Source organism: Paenibacillus sp. R14(2021) (genome assembly GCF_019431355.1).
GTDB lineage: Bacteria > Bacillota > Bacilli > Paenibacillales > Paenibacillaceae > Paenibacillus_Z.
Window position 1 is genome coordinate 1,062,309 of record NZ_CP080269.1, and the last position, 19,180, is coordinate 1,081,488.

17 protein-coding genes are annotated in these 19,180 nt (G+C 51.0%); 3 read left to right on the top strand and 14 right to left on the bottom strand.

The genetic code is table 11. The annotated features are described in order from the left end of the window. The first annotated feature begins 16 nt into the window (after positions 1-16). On the top strand, positions 17-406 hold the full coding sequence (locus KXU80_RS05130; RefSeq protein ID WP_219837186.1) for a hypothetical protein: 390 nt from the start codon (positions 17-19) through the stop codon (positions 404-406). 394 nt (positions 407-800) lie between these two features. Here KXU80_RS05130 and KXU80_RS05135 read toward each other — a convergent pair whose 3' ends face one another. The 7 genes from KXU80_RS05135 to KXU80_RS05165 form a co-directional block, all read right to left on the bottom strand. Continuing rightward, the gene (locus KXU80_RS05135; RefSeq protein WP_258171264.1) at positions 801-2,420 is read right to left on the bottom strand and encodes a hypothetical protein; all 1,620 of its coding nucleotides are present in this window, start codon (positions 2,418-2,420) and stop codon (positions 801-803) included. Positions 2,421-2,439: 19 nt separating this feature from the next. Beyond that, positions 2,440-4,251: a type 2 periplasmic-binding domain-containing protein gene (locus KXU80_RS05140; RefSeq protein WP_219837188.1), complete on the bottom strand. Its 1,812-nt coding sequence runs from the start codon at positions 4,249-4,251 to the stop codon at positions 2,440-2,442. 39 nt (positions 4,252-4,290) lie between these two features. Further along, on the bottom strand, positions 4,291-5,196 hold the full coding sequence (locus KXU80_RS05145) for a carbohydrate ABC transporter permease (protein ID WP_219837189.1): 906 nt from the start codon (positions 5,194-5,196) through the stop codon (positions 4,291-4,293). 15 nt (positions 5,197-5,211) lie between these two features. Further along, entirely contained in the window at positions 5,212-6,120 is a 909-nt protein-coding gene (locus KXU80_RS05150; RefSeq protein WP_219837190.1) for an ABC transporter permease, read from the bottom strand. Positions 6,121-6,286: 166 nt separating this feature from the next. Then, positions 6,287-7,912: a response regulator gene (locus KXU80_RS05155; protein ID WP_219837191.1), complete on the bottom strand. Its 1,626-nt coding sequence runs from the start codon at positions 7,910-7,912 to the stop codon at positions 6,287-6,289. Between the two features lie 39 nt (positions 7,913-7,951). Further along, on the bottom strand, positions 7,952-9,691 hold the full coding sequence (locus KXU80_RS05160) for a sensor histidine kinase (protein ID WP_219837192.1): 1,740 nt from the start codon (positions 9,689-9,691) through the stop codon (positions 7,952-7,954). A 249-nt stretch (positions 9,692-9,940) separates the two neighbouring features. After that, complete coding sequence (locus KXU80_RS05165) at positions 9,941-10,378, bottom strand: Lrp/AsnC family transcriptional regulator (protein ID WP_219837193.1); 438 nt, start codon at positions 10,376-10,378, stop codon at positions 9,941-9,943. Positions 10,379-10,544: 166 nt separating this feature from the next. On the opposite strand from KXU80_RS05165, the gene KXU80_RS05170 reads away from it, so the two are divergent. After that, positions 10,545-11,177, top strand: coding sequence for a YitT family protein (locus tag KXU80_RS05170; protein ID WP_219837194.1), 633 nt, complete (start codon positions 10,545-10,547; stop codon positions 11,175-11,177). Positions 11,178-11,371: 194 nt separating this feature from the next. Here KXU80_RS05170 and KXU80_RS05175 read toward each other — a convergent pair whose 3' ends face one another. The 6 genes from KXU80_RS05175 to KXU80_RS05200 form a co-directional block, all read right to left on the bottom strand. Next, positions 11,372-11,935: a hypothetical protein gene (locus tag KXU80_RS05175; RefSeq protein WP_219837195.1), complete on the bottom strand. Its 564-nt coding sequence runs from the start codon at positions 11,933-11,935 to the stop codon at positions 11,372-11,374. 71 nt (positions 11,936-12,006) lie between these two features. Continuing rightward, entirely contained in the window at positions 12,007-12,471 is a 465-nt protein-coding gene (locus KXU80_RS05180) for a hypothetical protein (RefSeq protein ID WP_219837196.1), read from the bottom strand. A 69-nt stretch (positions 12,472-12,540) separates the two neighbouring features. Next, the gene (locus tag KXU80_RS05185; protein ID WP_219837197.1) at positions 12,541-12,966 is read right to left on the bottom strand and encodes a hypothetical protein; all 426 of its coding nucleotides are present in this window, start codon (positions 12,964-12,966) and stop codon (positions 12,541-12,543) included. 336 nt (positions 12,967-13,302) lie between these two features. Further along, positions 13,303-13,740 carry a hypothetical protein gene (locus KXU80_RS05190; protein ID WP_219837198.1) on the bottom strand — a complete coding sequence of 146 codons (438 nt, stop codon included), beginning with the start codon at positions 13,738-13,740 and terminating at the stop codon, positions 13,303-13,305. 192 nt (positions 13,741-13,932) lie between these two features. Next, the gene (locus KXU80_RS05195) at positions 13,933-15,771 is read right to left on the bottom strand and encodes a stalk domain-containing protein (RefSeq protein ID WP_219837199.1); all 1,839 of its coding nucleotides are present in this window, start codon (positions 15,769-15,771) and stop codon (positions 13,933-13,935) included. A gap of 242 nt (positions 15,772-16,013) precedes the next feature. Beyond that, positions 16,014-17,468 (bottom strand): serine hydrolase domain-containing protein, encoded by a 1,455-nt coding sequence (locus tag KXU80_RS05200; protein ID WP_219837200.1) that lies wholly within the window; start codon positions 17,466-17,468, stop codon positions 16,014-16,016. A 534-nt stretch (positions 17,469-18,002) separates the two neighbouring features. Between KXU80_RS05200 and KXU80_RS05205 the strand changes: the two genes are divergently transcribed. Further along, positions 18,003-18,902: a cation diffusion facilitator family transporter gene (locus KXU80_RS05205; protein ID WP_219837201.1), complete on the top strand. Its 900-nt coding sequence runs from the start codon at positions 18,003-18,005 to the stop codon at positions 18,900-18,902. 36 nt (positions 18,903-18,938) lie between these two features. Here KXU80_RS05205 and KXU80_RS05210 read toward each other — a convergent pair whose 3' ends face one another. Beyond that, positions 18,939-19,172 carry a hypothetical protein gene (locus KXU80_RS05210; protein ID WP_219837202.1) on the bottom strand — a complete coding sequence of 78 codons (234 nt, stop codon included), beginning with the start codon at positions 19,170-19,172 and terminating at the stop codon, positions 18,939-18,941. Positions 19,173-19,180: the final 8 nt, after the last annotated feature.

Sequence of the window (19,180 nt, forward strand, 5' to 3'; positions counted from 1 at the left end):
GGAGGAGTTGAACCTTATGAGCAGCCTGATGTTTTTTCTAACTAGTGGAAAGTACAAGAGATTACTTACTTTGGAAAAGCATTTGGAAATTCTAAAGATAAGAATTCGTCAATATCAAGAAATGGTTGGAGAACCGAGGATAGAGTGGTTTGAACACTCTGTGGTTGGAAAATTTATTAATTTTAGCAAATACGAACATAACGAGTTTGGCTTAAAAGAATTTCTGGATGAGCGCGGTTTATTACCCGTTACGACTTCATTGCGTAGGAATGATTTAACTTCAGAAGAGCAACTTATCCTTGAACCGAGAAATGCTCCACAGAGATTGGTATTAAAGTTTGTACCGAATCTTTATTACCGCGTCGCGAAAGAAGACCTGGAAGAACTCGAGCGAGGATTAAGTTAACTTGATATCCTTAGTTTGGTCGGTCAATGGAAGGCGAAGAAGAGCGAATATAGAGTCTTACTTAATAAATGGAACTGGATCTGCCTCAATTCAACACAGACTCTTAATAAAAGCGATTCATATAATGAATTTGGTACCGTAAGTTTTAAGCAATCTGATCCAGTAATAGATGTTGTCCAGGCGTTTAACGTGTTAGGGAGAGAAAGGTTTAAGTTGCTGTGCAAGTCCAATGAAGAGTTAATAATAAATCAGAGTCTGCAGGGAAGAATTGCAGTTTTTTTTGGCCAAGGAAGGGATTTTTGAGCAATACATATGTATAAAATACGGGTTTTGTGTAAAAGTATATTAGAAAAAAGCCTACGGCTATTTTTTCCGTGGGCTTTTTTCTAAACCCCTAAACCAACTGCAAAATAACTTCGCGCTCCATGGCGCGGCACTCAATCCCATTTATTCTGCTTGCTTCTGACGAATCACGCGCATCGCTCCGGATCAACGCCGGCGGCTGCGCGCCGACCAATCGAACCCGATACGAATGTCCATTGAATACATAGTTGATCGCATCAGGCTCTAAATTGATCTTAGGCAATTCAGCTGCTGCGTCGCCCCAAATGAATTGGAGCCCCAAGCCCGAACGGCTTGCCGTGAACGCGATTCGCTGCTCCGAACAACGGATCTCGAGCATATGTTCTCCGCCATCCAAACGAATCAGAATCCGAAGCTCACCAGGTACGGATTCATCCGTTTCCAATGAAATAACCTTGATCGGTACGGCACGGCCTTCTGCATCATACACGACTGGCCGCAGTCCTGCCGGCGCGTCTCCGCCGATACTCCAACGGGCGCTGTCTACGACGGGCAGCGTGTCATAATGACTATGCTCATCCGGGCACGTCTCCCGCAAATACCGCTCCTCGTAAAGCTCGTCGAATCGATGAATATCGCGTATCCAGAGCTCACCGTCATTATTCAGCAAGTTTAACCGATAATAGCGGTTATAATACCAGACAGATTGACGGCCTTCCTTCCTCCAATCCGTCAGCGCACATATCGAGGAGGCCGGCGTAACGGGATACCGTCCCTTGAACCAGCGGCCGGAAGCCTCCAGCGTTTCGACGTACAGCTCTCCTTTCGCCTGTCGGGCGGCAAGAAGCTCCACCTGGTCCGTGAGTCCGTCCCTCATGAGCGCCCATCCGAAGGAATTCTCCTGCCCCACCTGCGTATAGCCGAAGGAGACCTGCTCCGCTCGAAAGTTCACATCGTAGAACCACCGGACCCACTGCGGGATGCCGCCTCCGCCTTCTTCTCCCGAATATACCGGCTCCAGCGTAATCACGCTTTGGCCGTTACCGCCAAGCCTAGCATCGTATTGATAGATCGGGTCGCTTCCCAGCATGCGGAACACCGGTACCGGGATTTGATTGGCTTCGGTCTGTGCCGGCATAAAGCCGTTGAGACGGCTCGGATAATAGGCTTGGTTGTAATAGCCTCCCCACAGCGTATAGCCGTCTGTTCCCCATTGATCCTTGCAGTTGCAAGAAGCGATAATCCCGTACTTATCGGATAAGTAACCGAGCACATGCGCATCAAGGAACCACGAGCCGACAGATTTGGGATAATAGCCGAATCGCTCTCGGAAATCCTCCATCAGCACATCTGCGAGCTTCTCCCTCTCCTGCGGCGTATAGCCAACCGTGAAAGCGATATGCGCGTGCCAATCCCAGGCATAGCGTCCTCGCCATGAGATGCCGGCCTTCTCCGCCAAGGGCTGCACGACCTCCAGCCAGACGCCGATCTCCTGCGAAGCATCCGCCTCTTCAAGTAGCAGATTCGCAAACGCCGGGTTGATCAGCGCATCGTACTGGAGCAGCCAGGTTGCCGGCAATCCATGCTTTTGCACAAGCGACAGCTGCTCCTTTACCGGCTCGAGAAGATCAATTGGCTCTCTCGGCTCGATGCCACGAATGAAATTAATAATGTTAACCCGATTGGGACACGCTGCTGCTGCCTGATTCATGTCGTCACACTCCACCTGTTTATTCCCCGATAATGGCCGGTTTGTCGCTGTAGACGTTGCGGGGAAGCGTCTGTTTGATATCGACCGTAATTTTGCCTGCAGGCGTATCGCTGTAAGCCTGATATTCCTTGTTGAATTCGGTGATGGTTTCTTCGTCATGGCCGCGAACCTTCATCTCGTTCAGAAATTGATCATACGCCGTTTGGAAGTCCGCATCGTTCTTCGCGAGCAGCATTTTCGCATAATATTTCATACGAATGTCGTTCTGCACCGGTCCGTATTTCTCTACGGCGCCGCCAATCGTCGGCTTGATACGAGCAGCCTTAGGCGTCAGACCGAACGTTCCTTGTTTATGGTTAATTTCTTCCGCTTTGTAGAGCATGGCGTTATAAGCCGGCCAAGGCGATTCCATCGTCTTAATATGCGAGCTGCCTACGCTTGCTAAATTCTTCCACCACCAGAATCCGTATTGCGTAACGCTCGCCATGCCGCCGTTGTCTCCGCCCCAGAATTTAGGACCACGAAATACATCGTAGTTCTCGACGGCTGCACCATTCTCCATTTTGTAGGCACCCGAGCTCTCAGGTCCATATTCCATCAGGACGAACGCTTCATTGGTCTGCATCCAGTCTAAGCCCTTCATGATCTGATCCGGGTCTTTCGCTTTCGCGCTGATTCCGGCACCATTCGTCCCGAACGGATTGTAGTTTGCATATTGGGCCAATTTCACGTCCTTCATCGTCGGAAGCTCCGTCGGATAGAACCAGCCGTCAGGGAACCCTTTCTTCTCAAGCTCATTATAGGTGATCGCCTCAGGAATGTTATGGTTCTTCAGCGTCGTTACGTTCGGATTGTCCCATCCGCCGAACAGCATCGCACCGTAGCGTAAATTGTTCACTTTCTCTTTGAACAAATCTTTCTTCTGGAACGAGGTCTCTGGATCAAGCAGTCCGTTCAGATCAAGATGGTTCAACCATTGAAACGCACTCTTGAAGCCTGGCAGCTTGTAGTCCGGAACGACTGTGCCGTCAGCTTGCTCGTTATAGCCGTTGTCCGTGCTTCGCACGCCGAACATAGACATGACGATTTCAAGACCTGCGAAATTCTCGCCGCCAAGCGACAGAGGAATGATATTGCGTCCCTTGTCGTCTTTGAAGTCTTTGATCGCGCTCAAGTACTTCTCGAATCCATCAATCGTCCGCAGATCGTCGGTTGTCATCCCGGCTTTTTTCAGAATCGTATTCTGAACCCACAAGCCCTGGGCGTTGCCCTGCCAGGCGGATGGATTATCGATGACCGGCTCATACGCGGAAGGCACGAAGTAGATGTGTCCGTCACTCGCCCGCCAATAATCGATAATCCGCTTGTCGATCTTGGCCAGGTTCGGATAGGCATCGGGATTGGTAAAGTAATCGTCCAGCGGAAGCAGCTTCTTCTCGTTGATGAGACGCGACCACACGAGACTATCCGATGGTAGAATTATGGCGTCCGGGAAGCTGCCGGCGGCAAGCTTGAGGTTGATCTGCTGCGAGAGGTCGCCCCCGTTGCCGATCTCGACTTTATCCCAGTGCAGACCGGATTTCTTCATAACCTCCTGCGTAATGGGACCATCCAGATTGATTGGCGTCGTCATCGCCGGCGCATATAACGAATAACTGAGCTGTTCCCCTGTAGATGCGGCACCTTCGTTCTGACTGGTTTGTCCGCCGACATTTTCGTTTTCATTCGCTTTCCCGTTCTCATTGTTCTTGCCCGAACAACCCGCGAGCAGCACGCCGACCAGCGTCGTGCCTAGCACCAACTTACTGCTGTACTTCCATCCATACTTCATGAAGAATGTCCCCCTTTATGGAATAACTTGCCTGATAAGCTACTCTTTGACGGAACCGATCAGCACGCCTTTCACGAAGAAACGCTGCACGAACGGATAGACGATCAGAATCGGCAGAACGGTAATCATAATGGTTGCCATGCGAACCGACTTGGGCGTAATGGCATCCGGATTATACAAGCGGGTCTGATTCATCGTCGTCATCTGGCTGGAGCTGATCATCTGGCTCGCTTCGATCGTACTGAGCATGCGCTGCAAATACGTCGGGAGCGGCTGCAGCTGGATATCGTTAACGAAGAAAGCACCGGTAAACCAGTCGTTCCATTGGCCAACCGCCGTGAACAAGCCGAGTGCTGCGAACAGCGGCATAGAGAACGGCAGCACAATGTGGGCATATATCCGTATATAGCCTCCGCCGTCAAGCTTAACCGATTCAACGACGCTTTCCGGAATCGTGTTCTGGAATGAGGTTTTCATGACAAACATGTTCCAAACACTGAACAGCGACGGAAAGACGTACACCCAGAAGTTGTTGATTAATCCGAGATGAATCAATTGAATGTAATAAGGAATGAGACCGCCGCTGAACAGCATCACGAACAGAAATACGAACAACAGCGCTTGCCTGCCCGGCAGTTCTCTGCGCGAGAGGGCAAAAGCAACGAGCGAGGTGAAGAACAAGGAACCGAATGTACCGATGAGGGTCCGTTTCACCGTCACCCAGAACGCATTAAGAATCGTATCATCGGACAGCATGACGCGGTAATTGTCCAGTGTGAGTAAGCGCGGCCACCAGAAAATACCGCCAAGGCTCGCATCCCTTCCCTCGTTAAGGGAGAGAATCAGAATATACCAGAAGGGATAGAAGCAAAGAAAAGCAAAAATCGTCAGTACCAGTGTGTTGCCGATCGAAAATGACCGTTCTCCAAGCGTAAGACGTCCCATACAATCACCTTCCTTCTACCATAAGCTGTCTCCGCCCATACGCTTAGAAATCATATTGCAAACGACGAGCAGCACCGTGGAGATAACGCTCATCACAAGACCGATGGCGGTTGTCTGCGAATATTGGGCTTGTCCGATTCCGAGCCGCAGCACATAGGTATCGACGACCTCTGCCACACCCATATTAGCCGGGTTAATCATGGCATAAATCTGATCGATCCCGACGCTGAGCAATCCGGGAACCGTGAGGATCAGAACGATCGATATAATAGGAACGATACTCGGCAGCGTGATGTAGCGCATCTGCGCGAAACGCCCTGCTCCGTCCATGACCGCAGCTTCATAGAGCACCGGATTGATGCCGGAAATGGCGGCTAAGTACAAGATGGTGCCCCAGCCCACTTCCTTCCACATGCTGCTCAGGATAAATATGGGACGGAACCACGTCTCCGACCCTATGAAAGCAATCGGCTGCATCCCCAAGCTGTGAAGCAGCGAGTTCGCACCGCCTCCGTCGATCGATAGGAACGCGTCGAGAAATCCGACAACCACGATCCAAGAGACAAAATGCGGCAGATAACTCAGAGACTGCACGACGCGCTTGAAGCGGAAAGCACGAATTTCGTTGATGAGCAGCGCGAAGACAATGGTGGTCGGAAATACAAATAACAGCCGGAGAAACGTAAGCAGCAGCGTATTACCGGTTGCTTTCCAAAAATCGTTGCTCGCTACAAACTCCTTGAAGTTTTGCAATCCAATCCACGGGCTCCTCCAGATACCGTCGCTGAAATTATAATCGCGGAAAGCCATTTGCAGTCCCAGCATCGGGATATAGTTGAACAGCACAACTAATGCGATGCCCGGCAGTATGAAACCGTACAATGGGAGGTAGCCCTTCTGTTTAATCATCCATAGGCGGTTCATGATTCGTTCTCCTTTCTTTTTGCTATTGAAGCACTTATTTGAATATAAGTGAGTATTGAAGCGTTTACAATTATCCGATGGCATCATTACTGCTGCTCTGGCACTTTCATGCTTTCATGTAAATAAAAAGAGCGATGCCGAAGTGCGCATCGCTCTTGATCCTCTTTCAATCCGATTTGGCATACCCGTGAAAGTCTCGATACTCCTTCGGGCCAAAGCCAGTTACGCGTTTGAATAAGCCGGTAAAATAACCGATGTTCTGGTACCCGACGCTCTCGGCAATCTCGTAAAGCTTGAGCTCCGGGTGCTGCAGCATTTCCTTCGCCTTCTGAATGCGAATTCGTATGAGCTGATCGGTAAAGGAGATGCCAAGCTCCACTCTGAACAGCGCTCCCAAATAACTCGGGCTTAAGAATACGGACTCCGCAACCGAGCGTAGCGACAAGTTATCCGGGTAGTGTACATTCATGTACTCAAGCGCTTTAAGAACCACGACTTGGGTATGGCTCTTTTTTCGTTCCGCGATGAAGTCGCTCAAGTCTTTAATGATATGGACGGTCTCCTGAAGCAGCTCCGGCTCCTCCCGGCATTCGAGAAGCTGCTCCCACAGCTTCTGTTCCGCGCCGAATTGACGCGCCACATCGCCGATCTCCGCCGCCATGCGATAAGCGCCGCTAATCAGATGCATGCATCGACTTCGTGCTTCGGCTCCACGCATAAGCAGGTTCCCCGCGAGATTGCTGAGTATCTCCCCCAGCAGACTCAAGCTGTTCTGGCTGTCCCCGGCTCCGAGTACCTCGAAGAAATCGGCAGTCAACCCCTCCAGATTCTTCTCGGCTTCTTCACCTTGCTCCATGAGGATTTTCCAGCTGTATGACCGCTCCTCCCCGCCAAGAAACCGTTGATTGACCGCTCTCTGCGCCAGCCGAAAGCTCTCGCTTAATTGACTCAGCAGCGAAACAGGCGGCCCGACCCCGATCCGGGTATTGCAGGCCTCCATCTTCTCGATCTCCGCGCTGAGACGCCGAACGCACGCTTCGGTCTCGGCCTCGATATCTTCACCCGCACAGCATCGCAGAATCAGAACAAGATGTCCGCGCTGCGACGTTGTCTTCACCTCCAGCCGCGAACCGCATACGGCTTCCGCAGCTTCCTCGAGCCTGCTCCGTTCTTGGCGAATCTGCTCCTCCATCGGAAGAGAAGCATACCGATCCGAATGGACGACGAGGGTCAGGACTTGACGCGCTTCCGCAGCCGTAAACAGGTTCAATGCATCCGCGCGTGCCCGTATAACGTCTTCGCCGACGACAAGACCGTGAATCACCTCTTGTATCAGCTGTTTCTGCGCAATCGGCTTGAAGGCGTCGATCTGCTCCTTCAGCTGTATTGCTTCCCTGCTGTTCAACTGATTCTGCTCTTCCTCTTGCGAGATCCGCTCTAGAATCGCATTCAGCTCGTCGAAAATAATCGGCTTAACGAGGAAAGCATCCACGCCGATATCGACTGCCGTTTTGGCATAATGGAATTCCTCATACCCTGTTACCATGATGATCCGCATGCGGGGATTGATCTTCCGCATTCGGGATGAGAGCTCAAGTCCATCCGTTCCCATTAAACGAATATCCGTAATCAGCAGGTCGGGAACGCAATGCCGAGCACCTTCAATCGCTTCCTCGGCACCTTCCCATTCACCGGAAACACGCATCTGGTATCGCTCCCATGCAACATGCTTGACGATGGAGCGGCGCTGGCGTTCCTCGTCGTCCACTACGAATACGTTGATCTGCATCATGAACCCCTCCTCATCTCAATTGGCCGCTGCGGCCGGCTTCTACTTCTGCGGAATGAACAGCCGCACCGAAGTTCCTTCTCCTGGCGCGCTTTGGATAAGCAGTTGAAAGGATTGTCCATAATTGCGCTTCAATCGTTCATTCACGTTATATACGCCGAAGCCCCCGCGGTCACTGGTTCCGTTCGCATGCTCCAGCAAGTGCTGCAGCTGCTCCTGAGTCATGCCGGATCCGTTATCGGCAATCGTGATGCAAAGGTTACCCTGCCGCATGGAAGCGGATATCGTAAGGCGTCCCCTTCCTCCTGTATGTACGAACGCATGAAGCAAGGCATTTTCTACAATCGGCTGCAGCGTTATTTTGACAATGTCGCATGCCAGTGTCTCTTCCTCCACCTCGAAGACCACTGTCAGTCTTCCGGGATACCGCGATTTGTGAATATCGAGATAAGCCTTCACATGCTCCAATTCTTCTTTGAAGGGGAGGATGTCCACACCGCGGTTCAAGGCTAGTCTGAAAAATTTGGCCAATGCGTCCACCGTGCTGCTAATTTCGGACGATCCGACGTCCATGGCCATGCTTTTGACGAGCGCCAGTGTATTGTAGAGAAAATGAGGATTGATCTGCGCCTGCAGCAGGTTCAGCTTCTCTGTTTCGGCCCTGCTCCTGGCTTCGGATATCTCCTGCACCGATTCATCGAGGCGAATGGACATGTTATTGAATTCCTCTTCAAGATCGGCGAGCTCGTCTTTACTGTGCACTTTGATGGTGAGTCCCATATCCCCGCTGCGCACCCGTCTCATGCTGCGGATGAGGAAATTCAAACGTTTGGTCGTTTGTAAGCCAAAGCCGGTGAGAACGGTAACAGTCAGAACGACGAACAGGACGCTGACCGATATCGCAGCTTGTTTGACTAGACGTAGCTTCTGCCATAATTCCTGCTGGCTTACGATCGTAACGACCTTCCATCCCAGCCGGTTTGTCTCGTAAACCACTAGGCTTTGCAAGCCGTTGATTTGCGCCGTATAGGAGCCATGATTTGCCTCGTATACCTGTTTCAAATAAGGAAGCTGCCGAATATCGCCGCCGTCCCGATGATCCATATAATCGGCCAAAACCTTCCCCTCGTTATCCAGCACCATGAAGCCGCCCTTCTTTAACGCCAGCGGATTGGAGATCTGATCGAACAAAGCTCTATTCGTCACCTCGACGTGGATAATGCCGTACTTCTCATTCGACAAATAATCCACCAGCCATTTGCTTAAATAGAGGGAAGGCTCGGAATGATCCTCCTTCCAATTGAAATACCAGTAGAACGAACGATTCTCGTCCTTCATATCGGCATACCAAGGCTCCGCTTCTGCCTTCTCCAGGTTCAAGACGGTGCCGCCGTCCTCATGCAGTGAGGGATTGCTTTTATAAAACTGAACGGTCTTCATGGGAAAGTAGGAACGGATTCGACTGACCGTGGAATTAATCTGCTGAAGGCCCATGACTTCTTCCTCAAGCGATTGATAGGGCTGTGTAAGCGTTGTCGTAATTCCGGAATCGAGTGAGAGCTGCATCAGCATGTTCTGATAACCGATAATCCGGTACTCGATGTTATCGTTTAGCTGATAGGCAACCTTCTCCAGCATCTCGCGCGCTTCCTTCTGAGCAAGCGACAGACTCGTGGAAAATAAATAATAGCCGATGATCAGAACAGGAATAATCAGAAATAAAATGACGATCAAAATCAACTTTTGCAGCAGCCGAACCCTGTTCCAGTAAACGGAAATCATGCAGCTTCTCCTCCCCCGCCCGAAAATACGCGCAGATTTGTACTTCGATGTTCTTCCGGTTTGGCAAGTAAAAGTATGTCATACGATAATTGTTCTGTAAATCGCTTTATTGGCGAACGTTCAGCAGGTGAAAGCGGTTCGGGCATCGTAAATAATACAGCTGCGCTGACCTGAATATCGATCGATACGAACGATAACAGCCAAAAAAAGAGACCTGTTAGGGTCCCTTCATCGTAGTTGCTGCCCGTTCTATTCATGAAACAAAAGCGGCCGATCGACGATCGGCGAAGCTAAAATAACCGAGGTGATGACATCCCCGAAAGGCATGAACCGCTCAACGAGCAAGCTCAGCTCATCCATACTGGTGACCGCTGCTTTAATAATGTAACTTATGACGCCTGTTACACGGTGACACTCGATGATTTCCTCGAAGCCCTTGATGCGCTGCTCAAACTCCGCAGCCGATATTTTCACTTCCCTGAGTTGAATAATGACCTGTACGCTTCTGCCGAGTGCGGCCGGCGATAACCTTGCGCTAAATCCAAGAATGACTCCTTTTTCCTGAAGACGCAGCATTCGCTCCGATATACTGGGTCGGCTTAATGACAATCGTTTGGACAGTTCACTTACGGTCATGCGCCCATCTTCTTGAAGCAATTCGAGGAGAGTCTTGTCTAGTTTATCCATCAGTAATGACCATCCTTCAATTTGAAGATTTTGACGCTAAATTTCATTCAATGTTACTTATTCTAACATGAAATGAATTCAGTTTATTATATATCGTCTTTCGTCTGAAGTATATCATGGAATTAGAAGTTAATGCCATGACATACGGGTGCAGGTGAGACGGAAAATGAACAATAATGTTAAGAATTCTTACAGAAGGTGGTTTCAAATTATTATGGGCTGCTTGATTACAGCAGCAGGACTGATCATATTGAAGCATTCCCACATTGTTACAGGCGGGACTGCAGGCCTCTCGCTATGCCTCTCGTACTGGCTGCCGTTCAAATTCCAACCTTTATTCTTCCTTGTGAATCTTCCGTTCTTCGTCTTCTCTTTTATGAAAATCGGCCGATCCTTCACGTTCCGTACGGCTGCGGCGATCAGTCTGCTAACCGCCTTCTCGAGCATTGATAACGCGCTGGCTGATTTCGCGTTCCCTCCGCTACTCGGCTCCGTTGTGGGCGGTACGATCGTAGGGGTTGGCATCTGCTCCCTATTCAAGAACGGCGCTTCGCTTGGCGGGTCCTCCATTCTGGCCATTTATCTGCAGCGGAGATATCAATTCGATCCAGGCAAAACGATCTTCGCCTTCGATAGCATGGTTCTCCTCACCGGCTTCTCGACGCTATCCCTCGGCAGCGGACTGATCTCCGCTGTATCCATCGTCGTAACATCGGGCATTGTTTCCTTCTACAAAGGGAAGCTCGCAAACGGCAAGCGCGTAAAACAGGAAAATAAATCGGTTGCTTCCGCAGTCTGATATAAGGTCAGCTGTATTCTGTGAAAGAATAATAAGAAATTGATTGAATTGACGAAACAGCAGCAGGCATGGACGAGAAAATGGGTCCTTGACTGCTGCTGTTTTACTGAACAAACGTTTCAGTTAGTTACATCAACAACACCGTATTTTGGAGCTACACCATTTATATTCGGCAGCCTGTTAGGAAATCTGCGTTAAAAATGATTTTTTTCGCTTCTCCCGGAAATCCACCAATCACTTTGTAACCGAATGCATGGAGAAGGATAGTCGCTCCACCCCGTTAAACGAGGTGTAAAGAGCTTTGAATAGCTAGAATTGTCTTTTGCGACAAAAGGAACTGGTGATTCGTTGGATGCTTTGGAATTTCGACGAAGAATCGATAGGCTATCGAACACAAGTGTCAGATGGTTTATCGGATAGCGCCGCGGAATTCCTGCAAGAATTTCAATGACTTCATCCATTCGAAGCAAGGTCGTAACGAGAGTCGGATTTGCTCCGTCCCAGAGAGAGGGAAGGTTAGTCAGCCTTTGCTCGTTTCCTGTTTGTGTCTTTACCCGGTGTCGATAAACTGAGAGCGTAGGAAGTTGTTTTAACAGTTGATCGATGCCGGATATGCCATGACTTGAATCGCTCATAAAAAACTTGATGTCATGCGGGTTAATATCCGCATTAATAAATGCTTGTCTTATCGACTCAATCATCCCTAGAGGGGTGACTTTCTTCGCCAACTGAAAGATAACATGTTTAAAGAGCTTCATATACGATATGACCCCTTATTGAGGAAAATATTGATCATTTATTGTCGACCAATGCAGCTGTTGCCGCGCTGTTACCGTTCCGTCTGATAAATAATCTTTCTAAGCATGGCTGTCTGAACTGCTGGTATTTCGTAGCCTTGACCGCTATCGGTTGTATCAACGAGCAAGGCGGTACGTTCATCTTCGTCAGCAACGTTTAACATGAATTTCTTTTCGGTTCCATCTTCGAACGCAAGGTACATGAAGAACATTACGCCATAATCTAGATCATCTTTCATTTTTACAGCTTTACTGATCGCTTGCTGGAATATGCGTACTTCATCTGTTTTGCTAAAGGTATAATCGTTCCCTCTAAATGGCGGTGTCTTCATTGTCTTGCATAAATCCGCACATTCCAGTTCAATGTGAACGATGTCTTTTCCATAAAGAACATCTTTACCAAAGCCCGTGATTCCCAGAATCAAAAGCAATACCACTATGAGAAACCATTTTCGTTGAATTGTACCCACCGACCTTAAGAGTCTACCTTCCCACATTAGCTAGACCCCCGGCATAATTTTCTATGTTCCGCAACAAATACACCGCCGCTTGGTCCTGATCGGCCGTTAGTGTCTTGAACGCACGTACAGCGATTGCAAGCTCGGAGAATGCGGCATCGAACTCTTTTTGCGCTTCTTGAAGCTGATCTGCATGCTCGATGTCCCTAACCAGGTCACCCCTTGGGCTTTAATTTGCACCAGATCTTCATCGAGTGTTCGACTTAGCTCCTTGTACGTTTTCTCGTCGGGCTTCGATTCGTTCGATTTCATCATGATGTAGACATGTATGCGGTGCCCGTAGAGTCCGAGCGTCCTCCTACCGATATGAGCCGCCAACGTCCCGTTGCCTCGAGAGTAGTCGACGTTCGAAAAACCGCTAACAATCGAAGCAGTCACTTTCGTCAAGGCGTCCGCTTGCCGGGCCAGTTCGACATTTCCTTCGGTAGCGCGTTTAGTCTCATCCTGATAACACCGGCCAATCTCAACGTACATCTGGTCCTGTCCGTGTTCCGAACCGTCAAAACCTTGCTTGACATATTCATCGTCATAGATCTTGATAATGTCATCTTCGGACAGAGTTGGAGTAGACAGCACTTTGGCGCAAAGTGTCCGATTTACCTTCTCTTGATTGGCTTCTAGACCGAATTGTGTTGACGACGAGTCTGCTTGCATGTTTTGCGAATAATAATAATTCGTTACATCGAAGATCGTCCATATGTTACCGGAGTCATTCAGCTTTCTGTCTTGAGTGAAATCAGATTGAAAACCACGTTCCTTCTGTCTAAAAACAGTTGCAACTCTAACAGCAGTCTTCTGTTCTTCCGAACGCTATTCCGCAAGTACGATGACATCTTTCTTGCCGTCTTTGTCGACGTCTTTGAACGAGACCGCCGCAAGAGACTCGAAGTTTCGGGCAGCTGCAAGTTCCGGCTGTGGAAAGGTAAACAAGGTACGCTTGTTCGCGTCCTGGAGAGTGAGCAGGAGTTCACTTCCTCCATCTGGATTCACGCGTTTAGTAGATACGAACCGCACCTTCCCCCACGATTCGAGTTCAACGTCGAACGTTTGAATCGGAATGTCCTCAACTAACGCCTTGCTTTCCACCTGCGTATCACGCTGCGTCGCGCCTTTCGTTGCAGCCGTTGAAGATTCGGCCGTATGGGCGGCAGGAGGCTTGCTTCCATTAACCGCTTTGAACGAATTGGTGTCGTTCTGACACCCAGCCAATATGAAGACACCTGCGATTAGTACAAGTAACCTTTTCAACACACTTGATCTCCTTTGCATGGTACAGGAACCAAGTTTGCATTCCACCTGGCCGCCGGCATCATTTTTCCCGTTATGTAACGGTTTAAGTCCCTGTGAGCTCTCGAGGAAATCTGCAAGCGATATGAATGAGGTGTAACCTTGACCTCACTAGATAAAACAATCCCTCGGACGCGAATCCGAGGGATTGTTTTAGTACAGGATGAGTGATGGCACAAGAATGCGGGCGTCGTTCGCATTGAACTCATAGGTGTGCGAGAGATGATCTCCATCTGCCGAGGCGGCATGGATGCGACCTCTGTACTTTATCCCTAAGCTCAGTTCAAATCGACCTGACATGTCCGTGGTGATCTTCTCCGTACTCGCTACGGTATCGCCGTCCAAGAAGTCGACGTAGACCTCAGCTCCGCTCGCTGCCTGTCCGTTCACCGACTTCACTGTGCCTTTCATTGTACGGCTGCCGAAGAACGCGCTGAAATTAATCGGCGCCATCCCAGGCTGATAGATGAAGGTGACAGGTTTGGGAGACGTCGACGAGGAGCTTGTGAAGATCAGCCGATCCCCCTCTGCGTCATTCGCGTTGGCCGGCCGATAGGTAGGGATGCCTGCAGATAACGAGTACTCTTGACCCGCCTTCATGCCTCCGATGGCGTAATACCCGTTCTTGTACGTACTAGGGATCAGCGTCCCAAAATTCTTTCCTATCCGCAGGGACATTAAAGCTTGAATGGGATTTCCATTCTCGTCCTTCACCTGTCCGATTAGCTGTAAATGACCCATCGTTATTTTGCCCAGGTCAAGGGGCGTGCCCGTATAGGTGAACGGCTGCGGAGGAATCGCCGCATAATCGCTCATATCCGGTATATCTTTCTGCGGCAAATCGACGGTAAACGAGTAGGATTCCCGCATTGCAAGCGCCCCGAAGAAAAAGCTTCCGTCATCCCGCGTCCTCGTTTGCGTAAACTGACCGGCCCCATCGCTCTTTCTCAGCGACAACGTCATATTGGGAATCGGTTTTCCCGTCTCGTCAACGAGAATGCCGCTTGCTTGCGCTTCTTGCGTCTTCAATAACCGAAACTCATGCGTGACGTAATCTCCACGATGATAAGTGAACGTAAACGGCTCCGGCGCGCTGTAAGCGGCGTTCCCCGATGCATCCAGAATCTTGACCGTCGCGGTGTACGCACGGCCATCCGTTAAGTTGTCGAAGAACTGACCGCCCATCTTGGGGGACCCGTTCATCATGATTGCGTTATCCCACAGGAGCATCACTTGGTATTGGCCGGCGACAAGCGGATTGCCGCCAGGCGACAAGGCGCGGAAACCCGCCTGTTTTGGTGCGCTCGAGATCAATTGCGAACAATTCCCTCGGGTTCTGAATTGGAATTCGCAGCTCTCGATGTCGGTAACATTGGGCCATGCGCCTTGGATGCTGTAATGTTCGCCCTCAATTAATCCGTCGAAACGATACCAGCCGTTTGAATCGGTCCGCGCAGCGGCGACCTTCACGAGTTCGTCCTGTACGATCCGGTACAGTTGCAGATCCCTTGCTTGAGTCTTCCCCAAAGGTGTGACAAGACGGCCTTTCAGCGAATGGCCTGTTTCAATATCGATCCTGCCGGCTGAAGCATTCCAGCGGACGGTGTTCCCGGTCTCCTCCCCGACAAACCGCAGCGGGACAAAAACGGCGCCGTTCCTCAACTCGGCCGGCACCTGCAGATCGGCCGAGTTGCCATTCACTTGGGCGGAAAGAGCTCCAACGCGAAGTGCCACCATTGACCATTCATTCTTCCCCGTAACCAATTGCGCGGCCTTGTCCCAGCTCACTGCAAGGCGCAACGCTTCGAAAATTGGCCGAAAGGGTACCAGCGTTACCCCGTCTTTGATATAGGGAGTGCTCTCCATCGCGATCTGGCGGCCATCCAAATAAACGCCGATAACCTGTTCCTGACCTGCTGCCCGGACTTGAGGCAAGACTAGCGCGAAGCTAAGAATAACGATCATCATTGCACGAATTACGCCTTGCTTCATACGAATACCCCCACGAATTGTCATCTTTACCAGGTTCATATTATAGTCGAACTCCCCTGCGAGCGCTAGTCCCAAATAGAGCTGCATAATATGGATCGGCTGCTGTGTCAGCTTAACTTATTTTACATAATAAAGACCGCCAAAATGGCGGCCTTATATCTAGAATTATGCCTCCTCTTGAATGCCCGTTAAATACTACAGATGACCCTTGTATCGAGCCCGTTGTCTGCTCTTACCGGTGATCAGGCCAGCGCCGCCGCTTGGCCGCGGATCGTCAAAATGCGTCCCGCCTCCCAGGCGGCGTTTGCCGAGAATTGCAGCTCGAGCACTTCCCCGTCCGCACGGAGCGCCAACGTATACGTGAACGGCGTCTCCGCGAACAGTAGCCGGGTGTCCATCGTATCGCCGTCCTTCCACGAGAAACTGCCCTCCACGTGCTGCTCGGCGCCCTGTTTGACGCTTTCGATGCGAATCCGGCTCGCTTTCCACGCGCCTCGGCCCAATTGCACGGTCTGATCACCGAGGCGTTCGTTGCCGATCACGAGCTCGGCGCCCTGCTCCGAGAAGCGGAGGGCAATCGTTTCGAGCTGCAGCTCGTTCGGCTCCATACGGAAGACGCGGCCCTCCAGCTGCGCTTCGTTCGGCGAGGACGGCTCCGTCTGCGGCGCGTCGATTCGAAGGAATGCCAGCCGCTCGGCGAGCGCCGCTTGAATCGCTTCATTCGGCTCGGCAGCTTCGGCGGCGGACAGGGCAGGAAGCAGCTCGGCCCACACGACGTCCAGCACGGCTTGCATATCGCCAACACTGGATGTGATAGCAAGCACGGCTTCTTGCTCCGGCATGACGACGCAAAACTGGCCGAACGCCCCGTCACCCCGATACGCGCCATGGCGGCAGCGCCAGAATTGATAGCCGTAGCCCTGCGTCCAATCGTTCGCGCGCCCGTCGTCGTTATTGATCTGATAGGCGGTAGCCTCATCGATCCATGCGGCCGGCAGGATCTGCTGCCCGGCCCATTCGCCGCGCTGCAAGTACAGCTGACCGAATTTGGCGATGTCCTCCGTCGTTACGTTCAGCCCCCAGCCCCCGGTCGCGATGCCGCGCGGACAAGTCTCCCAGGTAGCCTCGGACAAGCCGAGCGGCGCGAACAGGCGCGGCTCCAGGAACGCGAGCAGGGACTGGCCGGTAATCCGGTGAAGAATGGCGGACAGCATGTACGTGGCTGCGCTGTTGTAGGCGAAATGCGTGCCCGGTGCGAATTCGACAGGCTCCGCCAGGAAGCCTTTCACCCAATTATCGTCCTTCTGAACGCTTCCGGTGACGTCCGCGGCATGCCCGGTGCCCATCATCAGCAGATGCCGCACCTGCATCGCAGCGAGATTCTCCGATATCGTGTCGGGGACCTCTTCGGGAAAGAAACTGATGACGGGATCCTTCACCGACAGCAGCCCTTCCGCTGCGGCAAAGCCGATAGCCGTCGACGCGAAGCTTTTGCTAAGGGAAAACAGCATATGCGGGTATTCGGGCCGATACGGCGCCCACCAGCCCTCCGCGGCTACCTCTCCGCGCCGGAGCAGCATGAAGCTGTGAAGCTCCAGCTTTTGTTCCCTGACGGCGTCCAGGAATGCGATCACCGCTTGTGACGATATGCCCTGCGCCTCCGGCGTCGTTCTTGGCAGAGGAACTTGATTTTTCATGATTTCGATTCCTCCCGAATTCATAATGAAGTACGAGATGCATGCAAATAAATACGCTTTCATGACTGGTGATTCCAACCGAAGAGCGAACGTTTCCTGCTGTGCATGCGGATCTCGTTTGCTGTTCTCAGCTTGCATGTTATAGTAATTGGATAATTATGTAAAGTGGTCCTAGGGAGCAATTTTGACACTGCAGGTAATGGCGAATTAACAATGTGGTTTTCGAACCATTCTTCCTGTAACTTCAACGATCACAAGCAGGCTGCCGCAGGCCTGCTCCCCTGTAAAAAACGATGCAGAAGATTTCATTTTAAATAGGCTACATAACTATAGTTATGTTAATTATTTGATTGCTATATTTTTGCAATCTGGCCACGGAGTTCCCCCGCCTATGCTAGTTTGGCGATTTGGACATGCGCAACTTTGTTGTCCCCTGCTTATTTTTGAGGCTTCCGACAACACTGTTTCTCTAGACCCACACGGAGGTTCTCCGTTATTATTGCCTTCGGAGAGTTGAACAGACGGAGGTTGCGAATGGAACGCGCATACGAAGACATTAAACAAGGCGAGATAGGCGCCTGGATCAGTATAGCGGCCTATCTGTGCTTAGCGGCACTGAAGCTTGCAGTTGGATTATCGGCAAATTCCGAAGCGTTGACGGCGGACGGGCTGAACAATTCGACGGATATCATCGCTTCGGTGGCCGTTCTGATCGGGCTTCGCTTATCCCGCAAACCGCCTGACAAGGACCACCGGTACGGCCATTTTCGGGCTGAGACCGTCGCGGCGCTTGCTGCTTCGTTCATCATGTTCGGCGTCGGCTTGCAGGTGCTTTATACATCGGTTACTGCTTTTCAACGTCCGAGCGAGGCTTCGCATGGCAGTGCCGCTGCATGGACGGCGTTGTTCTCGGCGATTGCCATATTCGCGGTCTATCTCTACAATGTTCGTCTTGCCAAGCGAATCCAAAGTGCTGCATTGATGGCTGCCGCACAGGACAACCGCTCGGATGCGCTCGTAAGCATCGGTGCCTTCGTCGGCATCATTGGTTCAAGCTTGGGGCTGTCGTGGCTTGATCCGCTGACTGCATTACTGGTCGGCCTGATGATCTGCAAGACAGCATGGGGAATATTCAGGGATGCTGCGCATGCGCTGACGGATGGCTTCGATGATCAAGAACTGCAAGCGATCCGCAGCACGGTTCGGGACGTGCCCGGCGTGGAGAAGATCATCGATATGAAGGCTCGTATGCACGGCAGCTATAAGCTGGTCGATGTGACCATCGGCGTCCACCACCTGCTTACGGTGACCGAGAGCCATGACATTACTGAGCATGTAGAGAAGCAGATCTATGATTCGCATCAGATCTCTCACGTGCACATTCATATCGAGCCCTATAGCCAAACAAGCAAAAAGCATCCTCAGTCCGGTTAATGCCGGCGGGGATGCTTTTTGTTCTGATATGCGGTATCAAGGCTCCAACAAGCCGTATTTGAGCTTAATTCGGTCCAGCTTCTCCAGCATCGGCCGCGATAAGTACCATAAGAAGATCACGGTCGCAACGGCATGCACCAGGTCAAACCAGAAGCCTGAAGCATACGAAGCCAACAGCGCACCCCAAGTGAAAGTTGGGGTGAACATCATGACCGAACCGAGGTTGATAATGCCTCCATATATAATTAATGTCGTTAATCCACCGAACACTTCATTCT

Excerpts from the sequence above, each read along its gene's own strand:
- KXU80_RS05130 (WP_219837186.1), top strand. The coding sequence starts at position 17 with ATGAGCAGCCTGATGTTTTTTCTAACTAGTGGAAAGTACAAGAGATTA.
- KXU80_RS05135 (WP_258171264.1), bottom strand. The coding sequence starts at position 2,420 with ATGAATCAGGCAGCAGCAGCGTGTCCCAATCGGGTTAACATTATTAAT.
- KXU80_RS05140 (WP_219837188.1), bottom strand. The coding sequence starts at position 4,251 with ATGAAGTATGGATGGAAGTACAGCAGTAAGTTGGTGCTAGGCACGACG.
- KXU80_RS05145 (WP_219837189.1), bottom strand. The coding sequence starts at position 5,196 with ATGGGACGTCTTACGCTTGGAGAACGGTCATTTTCGATCGGCAACACA.
- KXU80_RS05150 (WP_219837190.1), bottom strand. The coding sequence starts at position 6,120 with ATGAACCGCCTATGGATGATTAAACAGAAGGGCTACCTCCCATTGTAC.
- KXU80_RS05155 (WP_219837191.1), bottom strand. The coding sequence starts at position 7,912 with ATGATGCAGATCAACGTATTCGTAGTGGACGACGAGGAACGCCAGCGC.
- KXU80_RS05160 (WP_219837192.1), bottom strand. The coding sequence starts at position 9,691 with ATGATTTCCGTTTACTGGAACAGGGTTCGGCTGCTGCAAAAGTTGATT.
- KXU80_RS05165 (WP_219837193.1), bottom strand. The coding sequence starts at position 10,378 with ATGGATAAACTAGACAAGACTCTCCTCGAATTGCTTCAAGAAGATGGG.
- KXU80_RS05170 (WP_219837194.1), top strand. The coding sequence starts at position 10,545 with ATGAACAATAATGTTAAGAATTCTTACAGAAGGTGGTTTCAAATTATT.
- KXU80_RS05175 (WP_219837195.1), bottom strand. The coding sequence starts at position 11,935 with ATGAAGCTCTTTAAACATGTTATCTTTCAGTTGGCGAAGAAAGTCACC.
- KXU80_RS05180 (WP_219837196.1), bottom strand. The coding sequence starts at position 12,471 with ATGTGGGAAGGTAGACTCTTAAGGTCGGTGGGTACAATTCAACGAAAA.
- KXU80_RS05185 (WP_219837197.1), bottom strand. The coding sequence starts at position 12,966 with ATGTACGTTGAGATTGGCCGGTGTTATCAGGATGAGACTAAACGCGCT.
- KXU80_RS05195 (WP_219837199.1), bottom strand. The coding sequence starts at position 15,771 with ATGAAGCAAGGCGTAATTCGTGCAATGATGATCGTTATTCTTAGCTTC.
- KXU80_RS05200 (WP_219837200.1), bottom strand. The coding sequence starts at position 17,468 with ATGAAAAATCAAGTTCCTCTGCCAAGAACGACGCCGGAGGCGCAGGGC.
- KXU80_RS05205 (WP_219837201.1), top strand. The coding sequence starts at position 18,003 with ATGGAACGCGCATACGAAGACATTAAACAAGGCGAGATAGGCGCCTGG.